This window comes from Rhizobium rhizogenes NBRC 13257 (assembly GCF_000696095.1).
Classification (GTDB): Bacteria; Pseudomonadota; Alphaproteobacteria; order Rhizobiales; family Rhizobiaceae; genus Rhizobium; species Rhizobium rhizogenes.
In genome coordinates this window covers 405,220-424,799 of sequence record NZ_BAYX01000006.1, presented here as the reverse complement: position 1 = coordinate 424,799, position 19,580 = coordinate 405,220, and the positions used below count along the sequence as shown (strand labels likewise).

Here is a 19,580-nt window from a genome sequence, read left to right as displayed (position 1 = left end):
GGTGCGGCACACACATAGATGATTGACATTATGATGTCAAACTGATTATATGGTGTCAAATGAACAAGACCGAATTGACCCCCGCCGCAACTGCCTTGACCGATCTGATCCTGGACCTGTTCAGGCTCAACAGCCGCGTTCTTGCCTCCGGCGACAGGCTGGTTGCCCCTCTTGGCCTGACGAGTGCCCGCTGGCAGATTCTCGGCGCGATCATCTCGGCCGACCGGCCACAGCCGGTCGCATGGCTGGCGCGTGACATGGAAGCCAATCGCCAGAACGTTCAGCGCATCGTCAACGATCTGGAAAAGGAAGGGCTCATCGCCTTTGAAGCCAATCCGCATCACCGGCGGGCGCAACTCGTGGTGCTGACCGACAAGGGCAAGCAGACATTCGACGCCGCCATGCGCCTGCAGGCGCCGTGGGCCAACGAGCTCTCCGACGGGCTTCAGATCGAGGATATCGAAACGATGCACAGGGTCATTTTGGCGATGCGCAGCAAGCTGGAAGGAAACGGAGATGAAGAGCACACTTGATCGTTATGGCACGGTCGCAATCTCAATTCACTGGATCAGCGCCATTCTGATCCTAGCTCTGCTCGGCTCCGGTTTCCGGGCGACCAATGCCATGGATGCCGCCGCCAAAGCCGGTCTCCTGCGTTTTCATATTCCGGTGGCGATCGTCGTTCTGTTTCTCACCATCTTCCGCATCGTCTGGTGGCGGTTCGATCTGAAGCCGCTTCCGATGAAGGGATCGCCCGCATGGCAGGAGCGCATCGCTCGCTGGGTCCATCTCGCCTTCTACATCGTCATTCTTGGCATGATTGCCAGTGGCATCGGCATGATGATCCTGAGTGGTGCCACCCCAGCGGTCTTTGGCGAAGCCGGCGCCGCGCTGCCAAATTTCACCGACTATCCGCCACGCGCGCCACATGGCCTGGGCGCCTTCTTGCTGGTCGGGCTTCTCATTTTCCACGCGGGAGCAGCCCTCTACCACCAGTTCGTTCGCCACGACGGGCTACTTTGGCGGATGTGGTACGGCGGCTAGTCAGGTCAGTCAGGGATATCCTCAATCCCCGCGCGGCTGCGATCCTGCTTGAGAGCCGACGATCGATGACCGCCTCATTCGCAGCCAGTTCAGTCCTTTGCGATCAATCCGTGGAGAATGACATCCACATGTGCCTTGAAAAACGCCTCCACATCCTGCGGCTTGCGATCGGCAAAGAGCATCTGCCATACGGACAGCATCATGGTCGCCCCTAGTACCGCATCCGGAATCCTGATTGCCGGCGCATTTCGAAACTCACCGGCGGCAACACCTGCTTCAAGGATATCCCTTGCCGCCTCCTTGAACGGCACAATGAATTCTTCATGATGGCGATCCACCACCTGCGGAAACCGCGATCCCTCCGTGAGGACGAAGCGCAGCAACTCTCGCGTATTCCGGTCCATCACGATGCGATCGTAAAGCAAGCGGATAAACATACTGATCCTTTCGGAATAGGATCCACTCAAGTTTTTCGCGTCGGCGCTAATATCGGAAAATGGGACGGAGATATGGTGGATCATCTCCTCAAACAGCCGCTCCTTCGTCTCGAAATAGAAATAGATCGTCCCCTTGGTGACGCCGACACGACTGGCGATGTCCTCGATGCGCGTCGCCACATAGCCACGCTCCACGAATTCCTCGAAGGCCGCTTCCAGAATTTCCTGAGGACGCTGCGCCTTGCGTTGCGCCCGCTGCCCGAGTTGTTTTTCCGACGACATGCAACCTCCTCGTTTTCTTAGGAAAATCTGATATAACAATCTCAATTGTAACGGATTATTTCATTGACTAGTCAGTCAGTCAATAATATTGGACAAGCGCAATCGTAAAAACCCGCGCTCGGGGGATATATGAAAAGATCAGCACCCATCATGGGGTTGCTCACACTGACGCTGGCCCTATCGTCCTGCGATCAGAAAGACGCGCCCGCCGTACAGGCGTCACAAAACGTCCGAACTATCGAGACAACGCTCAGCAAGCCCACCGCACAGACAACCGTCACCGGCGAAGTGAAGGCCCGCATCGAGTCGGAACTTTCATTTCGCGTCAGCGGCAGAATCATCGAGCGCAGCGTCGATGTCGGAGCCAAGGTGAAGGCAGGCGATCTCCTGGCGAAGATCGATGCGGAGGAGCAGCGGGCCGACGTCGACGTTGCGACGGCGAGCCTTCAGGCCGCCGAAGCGCAGCTCACCCAGGCGCAACTCGCCGCGACCCGCCAGGAAAGCCTCTTCAAGAACCAGGTCACGACCCGCGCCGCCTATGATTCCGCCAATGAAGCGCTTCTGACCGCCCAGGGATCCGAAGAAGCCGCAAAGGCTCAGCTCGAGACCGCCAAGGACGCACTTTCCTACACGGAACTGCGCGCCGACGCGGACGGGATCATCACGGCGCGCAACGCCGAAGTCGGCCAGGTGGCGCAGGCGGCACAATCCGTCTTCACGCTTGCCCATGACGGTCCGCGCGACGCGGTTTTCAATGTCTTCGAATCCCTGTTTCTGAAGGAACAACCCGACAAGCAGGTCCTGGTCACCCTCCTGTCTGGCACACCCAAGCAGGTAACCGCCACGATCAGGGAGATATCGCCGACGATCGATGCTTCGACCGGCACCATTAAGGTCAAGGTCGGGCTGGATAATGGCGGGGATTTGCCGCTTGGTGCGGCCGTTTCCGGAACATTCAGCAAACCGTCGCCGGAAGCCATCCTTCTGCCATGGAGCGCCATGACTTCGGCGAGCGGCCAGCCAGCGGTATGGGTCGTCGACCCCGCAACGAGCGAAGTCTCCTTGCGGAAAATTCAGGTCGCCGAATACGAAACCGGACAATTCGCGGTCAGCGGCGGACTGAAGCCGCAGGAGGTCGTCGTCACCGAAGGCGGCAAATTCCTGCGCGCCGGCCAGCGCGTGGCCAGCTCCCAGGAGGCTGCGAAATGAGAAACGCCTTGATTGCAGCGTCGCTATTGCTGGCCGCGTCGACACTATCGTCCTGCGACAGCAAACCCGCCGAGGCAGAACAGAAAGTACGGCCGGTTCTTTCGACCATCATCAAATCGGTGCCGGTCGTCAGCCTGCAACTGCCGGGAACGATCGAGCCGAGGATCGAGACGGACCTTGGTTTCCGCGTCCTCGGGCGAGTCATCGCGCGCGACGTCAATGTCGGAGATCTCGTCACCAAGGGACAGGTGGTCGCCGCCATCGATCCGCTTTCCCTCGAACTTGCCGTCCGCAGCGCCCGTGCCGATCTGTCGAACAGCCAGGCGCAACTGACCAATGCTTCGGCATCGGAGGAACGCCAGCGCGCGCTTGCCGAATCCAGATCGGGCAGCGAGGCAGCGCTTGAAAGCGCCGAGCAGGCGCAGAAATCGGCCGTCGCTTCTGTCGCCAAGGCGCAAGCCAATCTGGCAAAGGCGGAAGAACAGCTTGGCTATGCCCAGCTGAAGGCGGAATTCGACGGCGTCGTCACCGCAACCTCGGCGGAAGTCGGCCAGGTCGTCTCCGCTGGACAGACCGTCCTCACCGTCGCTCGCCCCGACGTGCGCGAAGCGGTCATCGACATTCCCGAGGCAAGTCTCGACGGGCTGAAGCCGGGATCGCCCTTCGAGATCTCCCTGCAACTTGATCCCACCATCCGGGTCACTGGCATCGTCCGTGAAATCGCCCCTGAATCGGAGGCAACCACGCGGACAAGACGGACAAAGATCACGCTCAGCAATCCGCCGGACGCATTCCGCCTGGGCTCGATTATCACCGCAAGCGCCGTCATCAATGCCGAGCCCACCGTGTCCCTGCCGTCGACCGCCATTTTGATGCAGGACGGCAAGCCCAATGTCTGGGTGATCGACACGGAAAACGCAACGGTATCCCGCAAACCGGTTACCCTGGACAGCTCCTTTACCGATCCTGACCGCGTGCGGATTCTCGACGGACTGAAGATCGGTGACCATGTCGCGATTGCAGGCGTTCATCATCTGACAGACGGCCAGAAGGTCAAACTTACGCAGGAGAACCAGCTTTGAAGACCTTCAACCTCTCCGACTGGGCGCTCGAACATCGTTCGATGGTCTGGTATTTCATGATCGTCTTCATTCTTGCCGGCGTGTTTTCCTATATGGGGCTCGGCCGCGAAGAAGACCCTTCCTTCACCATCAAGACCATGGTCATCCAGGCACAATGGCCGGGAGCGTCTGCTGAGGAAGTCACCAAGCAGGTGACCGATCGCATCGAGAAGAAGCTGGAGGAGCTCGAGTCCCTCGACTACACCCGCAGTGAAACCGTTGCGGGGCAGACGACCATCTTCGTCGAGCTGCTTCCGACGACAAAAGCCAAGAATGTCGAAGCCACCTGGGTCCGGGTCCGCAACATGATCGCGGACATCAAGGGCGATTTCCCGTCGGGCGTGGTGGGTCCGTTCTTCAACGACCGTTTCGGCGATGTCTACGGCAACATCTTTGCGTTCACCAGTGACGGGCTCACCCAGAGGCAGCTTCGCGACCGCGTCGAAGACGCGCGCGCCAGGATCCTGACCGTTCCGAATGTCGGCAAGGTCGACATCATCGGCGCGCAGGACGAGGCCGTCTATCTGGAATTCTCGACCCGCAAGATTGCAGCGCTCGGCATCGACCGCTCCGCCATCATCTCGACGCTGCAGGCGCAAAATGCCGTCACGCAGTCCGGTTTCGTGGAGGCAGGGCCTGAACGCATCGCGCTCAGGGTCGGCGGGCAGTTCTCCTCGGAAGAGAGCCTGCGGGCGATCAACCTCAGGGTCAACGACCGCTTCTTTCCGCTGACCGATGTCGCGACGATCAAGCGCGGCTATGTCGATCCGCCGTCTTCGCTCTTCCGAGTCAACGGCGAGCCGGCGATCGGCCTTGCCATCGGCATGAAACAGGGCGCCAACCTGCTCGAATTCGGGAAGGCTTTGGAAAAGAAAGTCGACGAGATTGTCGCCGACCTGCCGGTGGGCGTCGATGTTCACCGCGTCTCGGATCAGCCGGCCGTGGTCGACGAGGCCGTCTCCGGCTTCACGCGCGCCCTCTTCGAAGCCATAGCCATCGTGCTTGCGATCAGCTTCATCAGCCTCGGCCTCAGGGCCGGTCTTGTGGTCGCGATCTCCATCCCGCTCGTCCTTGCCATTACATTCGTCGTGATGGCCTATTCGGGCATTTCGTTGCAGCGCATCTCGCTCGGCGCCTTGATCATCGCACTCGGCCTCTTGGTCGACGACGCCATGATTGCGGTCGAGATGATGGTGGCGCGCCTGGAGGTTGGCGACGACCTGCGCAAGGCCGCCACCTATGTCTACACCTCGACGGCATTCCCGATGCTCACCGGCACGCTCGTCACCGTCGCCGGCTTCATTCCGATCGGCCTCAACGACAGCGCCGCCGGCGAGTTCACCTTCACTCTGTTCGTCGTCATTGCGGTGTCTCTGCTCGTCTCATGGATCGTGGCGGTTCTCTTCACCCCATTGCTGGGGGTGACGATCCTGCCCAAGACGATGAAGAAGCATCACGAGAAAAAGGGCTGGTTTGCCGCGCTGTTTTCACGACTGCTGACGATGGCGATGCGCTTCCGATGGGCAACCATTGCCCTCACCGTCTTTGCCTTTGCCCTTTCCATCTTCGGCATGGGCTACGTGCAGCAGCAGTTCTTCCCGTCATCGGACCGGCCGGAGCTCATCGTCGACTGGAACCTGCCGCACAACAGCTCGATTACCGAAACGAACCGGCAGATGGCCCAGTTCGAACGTGAAAAGCTCGCGAACAACCCGGGCATCGATCACTGGACCACCTATGTCGGACAGGGCGCACCGCGCTTTATCCTGTCGTTCGACGTGCAGACGCCGGACGTGACCTTCGGCCAGACGGTCATCGTCACGAAGAGCCTGGAGGTGCGCGACAAGGTGCGGGCGGAGCTGCAGGACTACCTCAACAAGACCTTCCCCGGCACGGACGCCTTCGTGAAGCTGCTCGATATCGGCCCGCCGGTCGGCAAGCCTGTACAATACCGGATAAGCGGCCCGGACATCCAGAAGGTCCGCGGCATAGCTCAGGATTTTGCTGGCGTCATGGGTAGCAATCCCTCACTGACCGGCATCATCTTCGACTGGAACGAGCCGGCGCGCGTCGTCAAGATCGATGTTCTCCAGGACAAGGCGCGCCAGCTGGGCGTTTCGTCCGAAGACATCGCCACCGCGCTCAACAGCATCGTCGAAGGATCGAGCACGACCCAGATCCGCGACGACATCTACCTGATCGACGTGATCGGGCGTGCCCAGACGGCAGAGCGCGGTTCCATCGAAACGCTCCAGAACCTGCAATTGCCGGCCTCGAACGGTAAAGCGGTCCCGCTCTCGGCCGTGGCAACCTTCCGCTACGAGCTGGAACAACCGACCATCTGGCGTCGCGCGCGCATCCCGACGATCACGATCAAGGCCGGCGTCGTCGGTGCGATCCAACCGGCAACGGTCGTCAGCCAGCTCGATGCCAAGGTCGAGCAGTTCGAGAAGACATTGCCGGTCGGCTATTCGATCGTCGTCGGCGGTGCCGTCGAGGAAAGCGCCAAGGCACAGGGACCGATCGCCGCCGTTGCACCCATGATGATTTTCATCATGGCGACGATCCTGATGATCCAGTTGCAGAGCTTCAGCCGGCTGTTCCTGGTCTTTGCGGTCGCCCCCACAGCCCTCATCGGCGTGGTCGTCGCGCTGTTGATGAGCAATGCGCCGCTCGGCTTCGTTGCGATATTGGGCGTGCTGGCGCTGATCGGCATCCTGATCCGAAACTCGGTCATCCTCGTGGTGCAGATCGAGCATCTGCGAGAAACCGGGGTCAGCGCATGGCATGCGGTGATCGAGGCGACCGAGCATCGTATGCGACCGATCATGCTGACGGCCGCCGCCGCCACGCTCGCCCTGATCCCCATTTCGCGAGAGGTGTTCTGGGGACCGATGGCCTATGCCATGATGGGCGGCATCGTCATCGGCACGGCCCTGACGCTGTTGTTCCTCCCCGCCCTTTACGTGGCATGGTTCCGGATACCGCGAGAAGAAGCAGTCAAGGAACCGGAAGTATCCGCATAATCCAAGATAACAGACCCGCGCCGCGCTCTTTCGAGCGGCGTGGGTCTGTTGCCAGTTTCTATATCGCTGCCCATGCGCCAAGGATCGGCCATGATCCTTCGCGGTGGATGGGCGCAACCACATAGCGAAAAACTGACTTTACTAATACCGTATTTATTGCAACATTCCCGACATTCTAAAAATTGCTCGGGATGTAAACATGAAACGAGTTGTTGGAATTCTGATTGTTTTCGCCATGTCGGCCGGCGTGGTCGAAGCCGCCTCGTGCGAAAGCAATTTCAAGACGAGCGGAGTGCCGATGGTCACGGCTGTCAGCTACAAGACCTGGCAGGAACTCCCGAAGGCAAAGGCGGCAACGGTTCTGAAAACGCTTGCCCAAGCCGTTGCGGCAGAGGGATTTTCCGGTATCAAGATCGACCGGGACCTTTCGGCCATCGACGCCTATCAGGAAACCACGGGGTCCGGCAGAATTCAGACCCTTAGAGTGGTCGCACGTCAAATCGGCGCCGGAGTGCGCGTCGACGCGATATTCGATATTCAGGCCGGCCAAGTCACCTCGAACAATGCGGTCCGAACCGGTCTTTGCAACATCGTGAATTCCGTATCGCGGTAAAAGCCGGACGTTTCCGCTTCCTACATTCGGTAAGATGTAAATGGTGCGGAAACGCCGATTGCCATTCGGTAATTATACGCTTACCCAATCGTCGCCCAGACGCCCTTGGTCTGGGTGTAGGAGGTGAGCGCATCCATGCATTTGTCGCGGCCGTTGCCGCTTTCCTTCCAGCCGCCGAAGGGAAGCTGCATGTCGCCGGTCATATAGCTGTTGATGTAGACCATCCCGGCCTCCACATCGCGCGCGAAACGATGCGCCTTGCCGAGATCCGATGTCCAGATGCCGGCGGCGAGACCGAAGCTGGTATCATTCGCGATCGAGACCGCCTCCTCGAAACCATCGAAAGCAATGATGCTGGCGACAGGACCGAAGATCTCCTCGCGGGCGATGGTCATCTGGTTGTTGACACCGGTGAAGATCGTCGGCGAAACGAAGGCACCCTTTTCCAGCCCTGCCGGAATGCCGCCGCCGAGCACGCATTCCGCGCCGGCCTGTTTGCCGATGCCGATATAGTTCAACACCCGCTTCTGCTGGCCGAAATCCACCAGCGGCCCCATGCTGGTGCTAGGGTCCAGCGGATCGCCCGGACGATAGCCCGTTTCGGCTTTTTCACGGAAGATGTCCGTGAAATCCTTGAGGATCTTGCGTTCCACGAGGATGCGCGAGCCGGCGCAGCAGACCTCGCCTTGGTTTCCGAAAATACCCATGGCCGCCCAGGAGGCTGCCGCCTCGAGATCGGTGGCGTCGGCCATGATGACATGTGGAGACTTGCCGCCACATTCGGTCGAGACCTTCTTGAGGTTCGACTGGCCGGAATAAACCATCATCAGCTTGCCGATCTCGACCGAGCCTGTGAAGGCGATCTTCTCGACGTCATGATGAAGTGCGAGTGCCTTGCCGGCCTCCGGCCCGAAGCCGTTGACGACGTTGAGCACGCCCTCGGGGCCTCCTGCTTCCACAAAAAGGCGCGCGAGCAGCACAGCCGACAGCGGTGACTGCTCGGCCGGCTTCAGCACCACCGAATTGCCCGCCGACAGTGCGGGAGCGATCTTCCACGCGGTCATCAGCAACGGGTAGTTCCAGGGCACGATGCACCCGATAACCCCGAGCGGCTGGCGCAGCAAGTAGGAAAGGATATCGGGGGAGGTCGCGCCCACACTTCCCTGTACCTTGTCGATGCATTCGGCGGTGAAGCGAAAGCAGAGAAGCGCCAGCGGAATGTCCACGTTCAGCATCTCGCTGATCGGCTTGCCCATGTCCATGGTGTCGATCAGCGCGAACTCCTCACGATGCGCCTCGATGAGATCGGCAAAGCGCAGCATCACCGCCATACGCTCGCGCGGCGCCTTTCGCGACCACACACCGGATTTGAAGGCCTTCAGGCCTGATGCCACGGCACGATCGATATCGGCGGCATCACCCTGGGCCACTTCGGCGATCACCGCGCCGTTCGCCGGATTGATGCTTTCGAACAGCTTGCCGGACCTTGCCGGCAGGAGCGTGCCGTCGATGAACAACCCGCCCTCGAGCTTCAATTTTTCGGCCTTCTGGTGCCAGGTCGCATGGGTGGAAACAGCGGTCATTTTCGTTCTCCTCAAGCCGCAAGTATTTTCTGGCAGGCACGCTCGGCAAGCATGATTGTCGGCGCGTTGAGATTGCCGGACACCATTTTCGGAATGGCGGAGGCATCGGCGATGTGCAGGCCCTCGAGGCCATGCACCTTCATCGTGACGGGATCGGTTACGGCGAACCTGTCGACGCCCATCCGGCAGGTGCTGGAGGGATGATAGAGCGTCGTCATATGCCCCCGGACATAATCGGCGATCTCGGCATCCGTCTCGCACTCCGCGCTCGGCGACAGCTCGTAGTCGATGAGCTCTCTTATCGGCGATTGGGCGAGGATATTGCGGTTGATCCGCACCCCGGCGATCATCGTCGCAAGATCGGTCCCGTCGGGATTGGAGACGAAGTATTTCGGATCGATCGCCGGATGCTCCGTGGGATCCGGCGAGCGCAGCCTGATCTCTCCCCGGCTGTTCGGCCGCTGGAGAACGCAATGGGCGGTGATACCGGAGCGACCGCCGAGGAACCGGGCATAGTCGCGATGCGGGCTGATGGCGCCGTAAAGCTGGAGATCCGGCTCGACGCCTTCCCGACTACAGACATGGGCACCTGCCGCCACCCAGGGCGAGGTGCGGATGCCGCTTCGATGATCACGCCATTCCGCAAAACTGTCTTCAAGGATTTCCTCTGTCCACGCCCCGATCCCCATCGGCTCCTTGGCGTAGAAGGATATCGGGATATTGAGGTGGTCCTGCAGATCCTTGCCGACGCCGGGAAGATCGTGAACCGGCGTGACGCCCGCCGCTTCCAGCTCCGTGGCCGGGCCGATGCCGGACAGCATCATGATCTGACATGTCCCGATGGCGCCGGCTGCCATGACGACTTCGCTGGCCGCATAGGATGTCTCCGGAATGCCGTTCACCAGGTAGTTCACGCCGATGACACGGCCCTTCTCGATAATCAGACCGGTGACGAGAACGCCTTTTTTCAAGGTCAGGTTCGGCCGGTCGAGGACGGGGCGCAGATAGGCCTTGCCGGTCCCCCATCGTTCGCCATTCCTGATCGTGAACTGGAAGAGCCCGGCCCCCTCTTGGCTCTCGCCATTGAAATCCGGGTTGAACGCGAAGCCCGCCACCTGGGCGGCTTCGAGCCATAGGTGCTCGTGCCTATCGACATAGGGCACGTTGGCGACATGAAGCGGCCCTTCATTGCCGTGATAGTGGTCGGCCTGGAAATCGGCATTGTTCTCGGCGGCGAGGAAGGCCGGAAATACGTCCTTCCAGCCCCAGCCGGTGCAGCCCATCTCCTGCCAGGCGTCATAATCCGACGGCAGGCCGCGAATATAGATCATGGCATTGAGCGCGCCGGATCCGCCGACCATTTTACCGCGCGGCCAGAAGATGCGGCGGCCCCGGCAGCCGGGCTGCGGCTCGGTATAGTAGCCCCAGTCGGCGCCGGTATTAAACATCGTCACCCAGTCGGACGGGATATCGGAAGCAATCGGCGCATCCCGCCCGGCCTCCAGCACCAGAACCTTTCGCTTCGCATCCGCGCTCAGGCGATGGGCTGCCACGCAGCCGGCTGAGCCCGCCCCGATAATGATCGTATCGAACATCATCCCATTCTTTCGTTGGAAAATCGGCAAAGAGCCATGCGTTGCCCCGTGCCGGCGCGCTCGACGCCGCCGGCACTTCGGGACTGTCAAAATCAGGCTTTCGCCGATGCCTCGAGCGCCGTCACCAGTGTCACAGGCCCATCCAGGATGGGGCTTGCGATGGCAAAAAACACAGCCACCGCATCCGAACCATTGTGGCGGTCCATGGCGGCGCGATCCGCGAAGCGTTCATAGGTGGTGAACAGGCACGGATCGTCCTCACTCTGGGAAATGAAGAAGCCGAGAGTTTCCGGCTCATTCATGGCCACATGCGAGGCGACCGCCATCAGGGCGTCGCGCATGGTCGCCTCCTGCCCGGCCTTAACCCGGATGATCGCGCTGATGGTGTGCATCAGAACGACCTCCAGTCGCCGTCGGCCTCAAATGCACTGGCCGCACGATAAATCGTGCTCTCGTCGTAATCCTTGGCGATCAGCATCAAGCCAACGGGCAGTCCGTCCACGAGGCCGCAGGGCAAGGACATGGCCGGATGGCCGGTGACGTCGAAGGGGCTGGTGGACGCGGTCATCTCGAAGGCGCGCTCAATGATCTCGGAGAGCGGCGCATCCTTCTCGGGCAATTTCGTTGCCACGCAAGGCAGGGTCGGCATCAAGAGCAGATCATATTCACCGAAGACCGCGTCATAGGCAGCCTTTGCCGCGATAGCGATATTGCGGGACTTGGCATAGTAGCGCCCGCGATAATGAGTAAGCCCCCACTGACCAACCAGCATGCACAGCTTGAGTGTCTTCGACAGATCGTCGGCCCGGTTCCGCCAGGACGAATGCGCGTCCAAGAGACCGACATCATAGAGCCCCTTCCAGTTGAACCCCATGCCATTGCCATGCATCATCTGCACCATGAAGCCTTCCAGCGTGATCGGATTCCAGGCCGCAAGCGCATTGAGATGATCCGGAATGGAGACCTCGGAGATCTCGGCACCGAGGCCGGCCAGACGCTCCGCACCCGCCCGCACCTTGTCGGCAACCGCCTCCTGCATGTTCGACACGGCAAAGCCTTCCTTCAGCAGGCCGATCTTCAAACCCCTGACGCTTTTGCCCAGGGCCTCGGTATAGGACGAAACCTTCGGCGCATACTGGCGCGGATCGAAGCCGTCGGCACCGGCAAGCACTTCCAGCAGCAGAGCATTGTCGGCCACCGTCGCGGTCATCGGCCCGGTATGGTCGATGGTCGATTCGATCGGCATGACGCCGGTATAGGGCACGAGACCATGCGTGGCCTTCATCCCGTAAATGCCGCAATAGGAGGCCGGAATTCGGATCGAGCCGCCCTGATCGCCGCCGATCGCCATGTCCACTTCGCCGGCCGCCACCAGTGCGGCGCTGCCGGAAGACGATCCACCCGCCGAATAGCCCATGCGGTGCGGGTTATGCACCGGGCCGGGATCGGAGGTGTGGCTACCACCGGAGAGGCAAAAATGCTCGCAGACCGCCTTGCCGACGATGGTAGCACCTGCATCGAGCATGCGGGTGACGATGGTCGCGTCGGCGGCCGGCACGAAGCCTTCAAGCGTCGTTGACCCGTTCATCATCGGAACGCCGGCGAGCGCGACATTGTCCTTGAGAGCGACTGTTCGTCCCTTGAGCTTGCCCTCGGACGCGCCCTTCACCTCGCTCTTGTAGGCCCAGGCCCCGTATTTATTTTCCTCAAGGCCCGGCTTGTAGCCGGGAGTGCGCGGATATTTGGCCGGTGGCAACGGATTGGGCAGCGAGTCGACCACATCATAGGCATCGAACATGCCGCCCATCAGAGACTGATAACTGGCGGCCTCTTCGGCAGACATGTTCATGTGCAGGCTGGAGGCCAGCTCGACGACATCGGCAACGGTTGGACGGGTAATGGACATGAGTCATCCTTTCTTGTGAAGACAAGCGTTTTGAGATCGGATTTCGGTTGGAACGGAGCCGGGACGGCCCCGGTGAACTAAACGGGGGCCATGCCTACCTCCCCGGACAGGATGGCATCCCGATCGATTTCTCCGGTGATGCGTCCCTTCTGGATATGCAGGATCCGGTCGGACAGCGAGGTGATGAATTCGAGGTTCTGTTCGACGACGATCAGCGACAGTTTCCAGCGGCTCTTCAGCGCAATCAGCGTCTCGATAATCTCCTCGATGATCGACGGCTGAATGCCCTCCGTCGGCTCATCAAGCAGAATGAGCCTCGGCTTGGTGCACAGGCAGCGGGCAAGCGCCAGAAGCTGCTGTTCGCCGCCGGAAAGCGCCCCGCCGCGACGGTCGAGCAGGCGAACGAGACGTGGAAAATCCTGAAGAACGGTATCGATAATCGATCGGTCCTCCTTTCGGGCCGCCACCAGCCCCATCCGCAGGTTTTCATAGACCGAAAGCTCCGGAAAGATCTCGCGCCCCTGCGGCACCAGCCCCATGCCGAGCCTCGACCGCTCGAAAGGTTTCATCCCCGTCACGTTGCGGCCGGAGAATTCCACCGAGCCGGCTGTTGCCGGCAGATGCCCCATGAGAGTACGCATGAGCGTCGTCTTGCCCATGCCGTTATGGCCGAGGATGCCGAGATACTCGCCCTCTTCCATCGCCATATCCACGCCTGCGAGGATCGGAATCCGCCCGTAGCCGGATCGCAAGTCCTTCACGCTCAGAAGCTGTGTCATGCAACCACCTTCTTTCCGAGGTAGATGTCTCGAACCCTCTGATCGGCGAGCACGCGGTCGATCGTGTCCTCCACCAGCACCTTGCCCTGGTGAAAGACCGTGACCTTCTTGGCGATCAGCTTGATGAAGGCCATGTCGTGCTCGACGACGATAATGGCGCGCGACTGGTTGATGTCGCGGATGATCTCCGCGGTTCTAAGCGTCTCTTCGTCCGTCATGCCGGCGGCGGGCTCGTCGAGCAGGATGAGGTCCGGCTCGGCGGCAAGCACCATGCCGATCTCGACCCATTGGCGCTGGCCGTGCGACAGCGTCGCGACGACCCTGTCGGCGAAGTCGCTCAACCGGATCAGGGAAAGCACGCTTTCCACCATGGGCGCGAGCCCCCTCGGGGTCGCCTTGCGGCGGGCCGCCATCCAGATATTTTCGCGGACACTCAAGCCGTTGAAGACGCTCGGAACCTGCGTCTTGATGCCGATGCCCATGCGGGCGATCTCATGCGGGAGCTTTCCCGCGATCGGCTGCCCCCGGAACGCGATCGTCCCCGATGTCGGCGTCTGCTGGCCGGTGAGTGACTTGAAGAAGGTGCTCTTGCCGGCTCCGTTCGGGCCGATCAGGCAGCGTAGCTCCATCTCCTCCAGCGTGAAGTTGATGTCGTCATTGGCGACGACGCCGCCGAAGCGCATGGTCAGATGTTCTGTCTTGAGAAGCAAAGTGGGCTCGGGCATGTCACTTGGCTCCCACAGGCTGGACGGAGGGTTCTGGAGCTGGATTGGCCGATCTCGGCTCGATCTTGGGAACGAGACGCAGCAGAAGGTCGCGGACGGTTGGCACCAATCCCTTGGGCAGCAGCAGGACGAAGAAAATGAGAACCGCGCCCAGGACGAGGTTCGAATTCAGGGTCTGCTGCGAGCCGATGGCGGCGACGGCATATTCGATCAATATGCAGCCGATGATCGGGCCGAGCAGTGTGCCAAGACCGCCGATGGTGATCCAGATGATGATCTCGGCCGACAGCGACAGGCTGAAGATCGTCGGCCCGACGAAGGCGCCCCAATTGACATAAAGGGCGCCAGCCAATCCGGCGATCGCGCCACCGATCACGAAGGTCACCAGCTTGATCAGGCGCGGATCATATCCCAGCAGGGAAGCACGAACCTCGTTTTCCCGGACGGCGACCACGACACGGCCGAAAGGGCTCGCCAGAATGAGGCGCAGCAGGAGGTAGACGGCAATGAGCGCACCGCCCGTCACCCACCATGATTGCTCCGGCGACAGTGGGGTCGAAGGATCAAAGGGCATGTTGAATGTCGGCACCGCCGGGATGCCGTTGAAGCCGCCCAGCATCGCCGTGCCGATATGATACTCGTCCCCCGACGTCGAGTTAATGACATTGAACAGGATCAGGGTCACCGTCAGGGTGATGACCCCGAGATAGACATCGGAGATCCGCCCGTAGAAGACGAAGTAGCCAAGCAACGCCGAAAACACGGCCGGGATGAACAGCGCCAGCATGATGCCTTGCGTGGAATCCTGGAAGTTGATGGCGGAGATTGCATAGACATAACCGCCGAGGCCGAAGAAGGCTGTCTGCCCAAAGGACAGAATGCCGCCGAAACCCCAGATGAAGGCAAGGCTGAGCGACAGCACCGCCATGGCGGCAAACAGCGTGAACTGCATCAATGTAAAGAGTTCGAGCTGGCCGGGTGCAATGGCGACGGCAATGATGGCTACGAGAACGGCCAGGCTCTGGGCAAACAGGCGAAGACGTGGCGTCATCACAGATTCCCCTTGAAAAAGCGCCCGGAAATGCCCTGGGGCAATAGCCGGATCAGGACGATGGCGGCGGTGAAGACGATGACCTCGCCATAGACGGGGGTGGTGAGATAGGCACCGATCTGGTTGATGCTGCCGAACAAGGTCGCCGCCGAAAGCGTCCCGGACAGAATAGCCGCGCCGCCGCCGACAACCGTGATGAAGGCCTTGGCGACATAGGCGCCGCCCATGACCGGCGTGACGCCCGATACCGGTGCCAGCAGGCCGCCGGCAAGGCCGGTAATGGCTGCCCCGGCCGCAAAGGTCGTCATGTAGACACGCGCCGGATTGACGCCGAGCGTATTGGCCATGGCCGGGTTCTGCATGGTGGCGCGCGCGATCAGGCCGAACCTGGTGTAGCGCATGACGGCATAGACCAGCGCCATCATGATGATCGCCATCGCCAGCAGGAACAGCGTGTAGTAGCTCGACCGGTAGGCGCCGATGGAGAAGCCGCCGAGCGGGGTCGGCACGCCCTGAATGGTATTGCCGAAGATCGTGGTGACGATACCGATGATCAGCAGGCTCAATCCCCAGGTCGCCAGCATGGAATCGACCAGCCGCCCGTAGAGGAAACGGATCAGGCAGCGCTCGACGAGAAGCCCGACCAGCCCGACGAAAAGCGGCGCGACGACCAGCATCGCGATCCAGATGTTGACGCCCGCATTGGCGGAGATAACCGTGGCATAGGCTCCGAGCATAATGAACTCGCCATGCGCCAGATTGATGATCTTCATCATCCCGAAGATGATCGCCAATCCCAGGCATAGGAGGAACAAAGAGGCCGTGCCGTTGATGACGTCGAGCGCCACTATGATGTAGATATCCAAAATCGAGCTCCTTTCTCGCGAAGACTGCGGATTGCGCAGGCTTTGCCGCGCAATCCGCCGGCGGGCTCTAGAAGCTGATGACGTATTGCTTGTTGTCGGCCGGATTCTTCACCAGATCGCAGACGCTGGCGGTGTCGAGTGGCTTGACGTCGGGAAAGCTCTCGAGAACGCTCCACTTGCGATCCTTGACCTCGGCGAGGAAGGCATTGCGCGTAGTGTGATGGGTCGCGTGGTCGAGAGTGGCTGTGCCGGTCGGTCCGGCAAAGGAGAGGCCCGATTCCAGCGCGTCGACAACCTTGGCGCGGTCGATGCTGCCAGCCTTGCGCACGCCTTCGGCCCAGAGCTGCGCGCCTTCATAGGTGGCTGCGGCAAGCTCGCTGATATAAGGCGTATCCGGATGGGCCTTCTTGATCTTCTCGACGAAGCTTTTGCTCGCGGGCGTATCGAGTTCCTCGAAATAGCCGTAGGCGCCCAGGATATTCTCGCTTTCCGCCGCATCCAGCGTCGTCGGCTCGTTGACGAGGCCGAAGGTGGTGGAGGCGATCGGGATCTGGCCCTTCATTCCGGCAGAAGTCCACTGCCGATAAAAGGCGGTGTGGTTGCCGCCCACGAGAGCCGACAGGATGAGATCGGGCTTGGCCGCCTGGATCTTGGAAATGGTCGGGCCGAAATTGGTGACGTCGAGCGGGAAGAAGTCGATCGAAGCGACCTCGCCGCCATTGTCCTTGACATATTTGGTCATCCACTTCGCGGTGATCTGACCGTAATTATAGTCGGCGGCGATGATGTAGGCCTTCTTGCCGGCCTTCTTCATGGCCGCGGGCACCAGCTTCTCGACGGTCTGCGCCGGCGTCGTACCCGTGCAGAACGTATTGCGGTCGCAGACGCCACCCTCATAAAGCACGTTGTAGAAATAGAGCACCTTGAAGCGGTCGAAGGTCGGGCGGACGGCCTCGCGCGAGGCCGAGGTGATGCCACCGTGAACAACCGCGACCTTGTCCTTCAGGGCCAGTTGCTGGGCATATTGCGAATACATCTGGATGTTCGATTGCGTGTCGTAATGCACGATCTTTAGCGGCCGGCCAATCAGGCCGCCTGCCGCATTGATCTCGTCGACCGCCAGCTGAAGCGCATGCACCATCGGTACGCCGGATGCCGCGATCGGGCCGGACTGGTCGTGCAGGCTGCCGATCAGGATGGGGTTATCCGCGCCAAGGGCCGAATGACGGAGGATCATGGGGGCGGTGAGGAGCGTGGCGGAGGCGAGCGCGGAGCGATGCAGGAAGCGGCGGCGAGACAGGTGCATTGAAGAGTTCCCCTTGTTGCTTATGGCGGGGATACTTAAATCCGCAATATTTGAAAAATCAAGTTATTTTATGCGCTGGCGAGAATCTTAAAATCATAGCCGTCCAGACGCGCGACATGCACGGGATGGCGCCCACCAACCACCGCCTTGGGCTCGCTGCCACGAGCGGTGCGTTGCTGCAGGATGCGGCCATAGAGGCGCCCGAGCTGTTTGGTATCGAAGCCGCCGGCCTCTTCGACAAGGGCAGCCAGGGAGTAGACGCCCTCATAGCAGGATTGCCCGAAGGCATTGGCCGGCGGCGGATTTTCGCCATAGGCCATGTGATAGCGCTCCAGGAAGGCGCCGTTGTTGCGAGACCGGATCGATGAGAAATAGGCCGAGCTGACATAGAGATTTTCCGTCTCGTGCGGCGCAAGGCCATAGACGATGGTCTCGTCGATCGCCGAGGTGAAGCGCAAGACACTCGAGCTCAGGCCCGCCGCGCAAAAGGCCCGGTTGAATTCAATGGCGTCGGAGCCGAGAAAATAGGGCAGAACCACATCCGCGCGCGTCGTCTTGATGCGATCTAGGATTTCATCGTAGTCGAGCACGCCGACGGGAACGAAGCTCTCTCCCGTGACGATGCCGCCGGCACGCTGGATAAGTTTCCGCGCGATGGAGAGGCTTGAGCGCGGCCAGACATAATCGTTGCCGCAGAGAAAATAGCGGCGCGCACCGCTATTTTCTGAAAGCCAATTGATCGCCGGCGCCAGGAGTTCGTCGGCCGTCTCTCCGGTGGTCATCACCTGACGCTCCGGCGCAAAGCCTTCGAATTGCGGGGTATAGACGAACGGCACCGTGTCATTGGTCGCGGCGGCAACAGCTTCGCGCGCGTAGCTCGGCACCATGCCGATGATACCATGAACACCATCGAAGCGGATCGCGTGCGCCGCCGCGCGGCCGGCGGTTTCGCTCGTCGACCCGGCATCGATAACAGAAAGCTCGACAGGCCGGCGCAAGATCCCGCTTGCACGGTTGATCTCGTCAACCGCCAGACGGCCGCAAGCCTCGGCAGACGGCGCCCATAATCCCGCCGAACCACTTTGTGCAGTGAGCAGACCAAGCCGAATCGTGAACAAGACCGTTGCCTTTCATCTTCGTCGCTTCGCCAGAGATTTATGAAAGCAGGAAATGTGCCAACCCTTCTTGGCCGTCTGTTTGCACCCGTCGGACGGCCATAGACCGCCGCAAGCCATCAGATTCAGGTCCTCGAGAGGCGCCGACGGCGATTGTGCACAAAAAACGACAGGGCCAGATGCTCAGTTGTTAAGCATATTAGCCCAATCGCCGGCTTGATCATTTGCGTTTGAAAATTTATATGGAAAGGAAAATATTGAAAATGAATATATGCACGCGAGGATCAACCAAGTGCAACTGACGCGCCTCATCTGCGGCGTCAACCGCAAGCTCGAGCAGGCCATGGAGGCACACCTGAGACCGGTTGGCCTATCCATAGAACAATACAGGATCCTGGAAGCGCTCGACGAACATGACGGCATGTCGATGGGAGAGCTGGCAGCCAGGGTTTTCGTCGATTCGCCGACCCTAACCAAGATCATCGACAAGATGGTCGCATCCTCCGACGTCTATCGCGCTCCCGACGCCAAGGACCGGCGCAAGGTTCTTATCTTCCGCTCGAACAAGGGCAAGGAAATCTTCCTGACATTACAGGGTCTCAGCACGAAGGCGCAGCAGGATGTGATGAACATATTGGGCCACAAGGAAGCGGCCGATCTTTCCAATCTGCTTTCCGAGGTTTTTCAGAAACTGGATCAGTAAGCAATGGATTACTTGCTCTAAAGAACCCCAAGATATCGGGCGCTCGGAATTGGAGTTTTCCGGATGGCGTCCCGCACCGAAGATAACGCGACATCACCATAAATAGTTTTCAAGCTCTGCCCATTGACAGATAGCCGCTCCGCGGCAATCATTCGTATACAAACGAAGGGCGATTAAGACCCTTGGGAACAGAGCGATGATTATCTTGACAAAGCGCGG

18 protein-coding genes are annotated in these 19,580 nt (G+C 60.3%); 7 read left to right on the top strand and 11 right to left on the bottom strand.

Going from position 1 to position 19,580, the window contains the following annotated elements:
• The first annotated feature begins 59 nt into the window (after positions 1–59).
• Both RRH01S_RS16080 and RRH01S_RS16075 read left to right on the top strand, forming a co-directional pair.
• On the top strand, positions 60–533 hold the full coding sequence (locus RRH01S_RS16080) for a MarR family winged helix-turn-helix transcriptional regulator (protein WP_042472964.1): 474 nt from the start codon (positions 60–62) through the stop codon (positions 531–533).
• Positions 517–1,044, top strand: coding sequence for a cytochrome b (locus tag RRH01S_RS16075; RefSeq protein WP_042472959.1), 528 nt, complete (start codon positions 517–519; stop codon positions 1,042–1,044). Before RRH01S_RS16080 ends, RRH01S_RS16075 begins: the two co-directional genes overlap by 17 nt.
• Before the next feature lie 89 nt (positions 1,045–1,133).
• Here the strand turns inward: RRH01S_RS16075 and RRH01S_RS16070 are convergent, their stop codons facing one another.
• A complete protein-coding gene (locus tag RRH01S_RS16070) occupies positions 1,134–1,763 on the bottom strand; it encodes a TetR/AcrR family transcriptional regulator (protein WP_007698313.1) in 630 nt (209 codons plus the stop codon).
• 129 nt (positions 1,764–1,892) lie between these two features.
• Between RRH01S_RS16070 and RRH01S_RS16065 the strand changes: the two genes are divergently transcribed.
• From RRH01S_RS16065 to RRH01S_RS16050, 4 genes are all read left to right on the top strand, one after another.
• Positions 1,893–2,972 (top strand): efflux RND transporter periplasmic adaptor subunit, encoded by a 1,080-nt coding sequence (locus tag RRH01S_RS16065; RefSeq protein WP_007698305.1) that lies wholly within the window; start codon positions 1,893–1,895, stop codon positions 2,970–2,972.
• Positions 2,969–4,054 (top strand): efflux RND transporter periplasmic adaptor subunit, encoded by a 1,086-nt coding sequence (locus RRH01S_RS16060; protein WP_042472956.1) that lies wholly within the window; start codon positions 2,969–2,971, stop codon positions 4,052–4,054. Before RRH01S_RS16065 ends, RRH01S_RS16060 begins: the two co-directional genes overlap by 4 nt.
• Positions 4,051–7,119, top strand: a complete 3,069-nt coding sequence (locus RRH01S_RS16055; RefSeq protein ID WP_007698301.1) for an efflux RND transporter permease subunit — start codon at positions 4,051–4,053, stop codon at positions 7,117–7,119. The genes RRH01S_RS16060 and RRH01S_RS16055 overlap by 4 nt, the downstream gene beginning before the upstream one ends.
• A gap of 199 nt (positions 7,120–7,318) precedes the next feature.
• On the top strand, positions 7,319–7,732 hold the full coding sequence (locus tag RRH01S_RS16050) for a hypothetical protein (RefSeq protein ID WP_042472953.1): 414 nt from the start codon (positions 7,319–7,321) through the stop codon (positions 7,730–7,732).
• An 80-nt stretch (positions 7,733–7,812) separates the two neighbouring features.
• On the opposite strand, the gene RRH01S_RS16045 is transcribed toward RRH01S_RS16050, so the two are convergent.
• The 10 genes from RRH01S_RS16045 to RRH01S_RS16000 all read right to left on the bottom strand — a co-directional run bounded on the left by RRH01S_RS16045 (position 7,813) and on the right by RRH01S_RS16000 (position 18,661).
• Positions 7,813–9,315 carry an aldehyde dehydrogenase gene (locus tag RRH01S_RS16045; RefSeq protein ID WP_042472950.1) on the bottom strand — a complete coding sequence of 501 codons (1,503 nt, stop codon included), beginning with the start codon at positions 9,313–9,315 and terminating at the stop codon, positions 7,813–7,815.
• A gap of 11 nt (positions 9,316–9,326) precedes the next feature.
• The gene (locus tag RRH01S_RS16040; protein ID WP_042473093.1) at positions 9,327–10,910 is read right to left on the bottom strand and encodes a GMC family oxidoreductase; all 1,584 of its coding nucleotides are present in this window, start codon (positions 10,908–10,910) and stop codon (positions 9,327–9,329) included.
• 92 nt (positions 10,911–11,002) lie between these two features.
• Positions 11,003–11,302, bottom strand: coding sequence for a putative quinol monooxygenase (locus tag RRH01S_RS16035; RefSeq protein WP_007698274.1), 300 nt, complete (start codon positions 11,300–11,302; stop codon positions 11,003–11,005).
• Positions 11,302–12,816, bottom strand: a complete 1,515-nt coding sequence (locus tag RRH01S_RS16030; RefSeq protein WP_007698271.1) for an amidase — start codon at positions 12,814–12,816, stop codon at positions 11,302–11,304. The genes RRH01S_RS16035 and RRH01S_RS16030 overlap by 1 nt, the downstream gene beginning before the upstream one ends.
• A 77-nt stretch (positions 12,817–12,893) precedes the next feature.
• Positions 12,894–13,595: an ABC transporter ATP-binding protein gene (locus RRH01S_RS16025; protein WP_007698268.1), complete on the bottom strand. Its 702-nt coding sequence runs from the start codon at positions 13,593–13,595 to the stop codon at positions 12,894–12,896.
• Positions 13,592–14,320, bottom strand: a complete 729-nt coding sequence (locus tag RRH01S_RS16020) for an ATP-binding cassette domain-containing protein (protein ID WP_007698266.1) — start codon at positions 14,318–14,320, stop codon at positions 13,592–13,594. The genes RRH01S_RS16025 and RRH01S_RS16020 overlap by 4 nt, the downstream gene beginning before the upstream one ends.
• Position 14,321: 1 nt before the next feature.
• On the bottom strand, positions 14,322–15,371 hold the full coding sequence (locus tag RRH01S_RS16015; protein ID WP_042472945.1) for an ABC transporter permease subunit: 1,050 nt from the start codon (positions 15,369–15,371) through the stop codon (positions 14,322–14,324).
• Entirely contained in the window at positions 15,371–16,237 is an 867-nt protein-coding gene (locus RRH01S_RS16010) for a branched-chain amino acid ABC transporter permease (RefSeq protein ID WP_041723400.1), read from the bottom strand. The genes RRH01S_RS16015 and RRH01S_RS16010 overlap by 1 nt, the downstream gene beginning before the upstream one ends.
• Before the next feature lie 67 nt (positions 16,238–16,304).
• A complete protein-coding gene (locus RRH01S_RS16005) occupies positions 16,305–17,543 on the bottom strand; it encodes an urea ABC transporter substrate-binding protein (RefSeq protein ID WP_042472941.1) in 1,239 nt (412 codons plus the stop codon).
• Positions 17,544–17,611: 68 nt separating this feature from the next.
• On the bottom strand, positions 17,612–18,661 hold the full coding sequence (locus RRH01S_RS16000) for a substrate-binding domain-containing protein (RefSeq protein WP_034515310.1): 1,050 nt from the start codon (positions 18,659–18,661) through the stop codon (positions 17,612–17,614).
• 289 nt (positions 18,662–18,950) lie between these two features.
• On the opposite strand from RRH01S_RS16000, the gene RRH01S_RS15995 reads away from it, so the two are divergent.
• Entirely contained in the window at positions 18,951–19,361 is a 411-nt protein-coding gene (locus tag RRH01S_RS15995) for a MarR family winged helix-turn-helix transcriptional regulator (RefSeq protein ID WP_007698250.1), read from the top strand.
• The last annotated feature ends 219 nt before the right edge of the window (positions 19,362–19,580 follow it).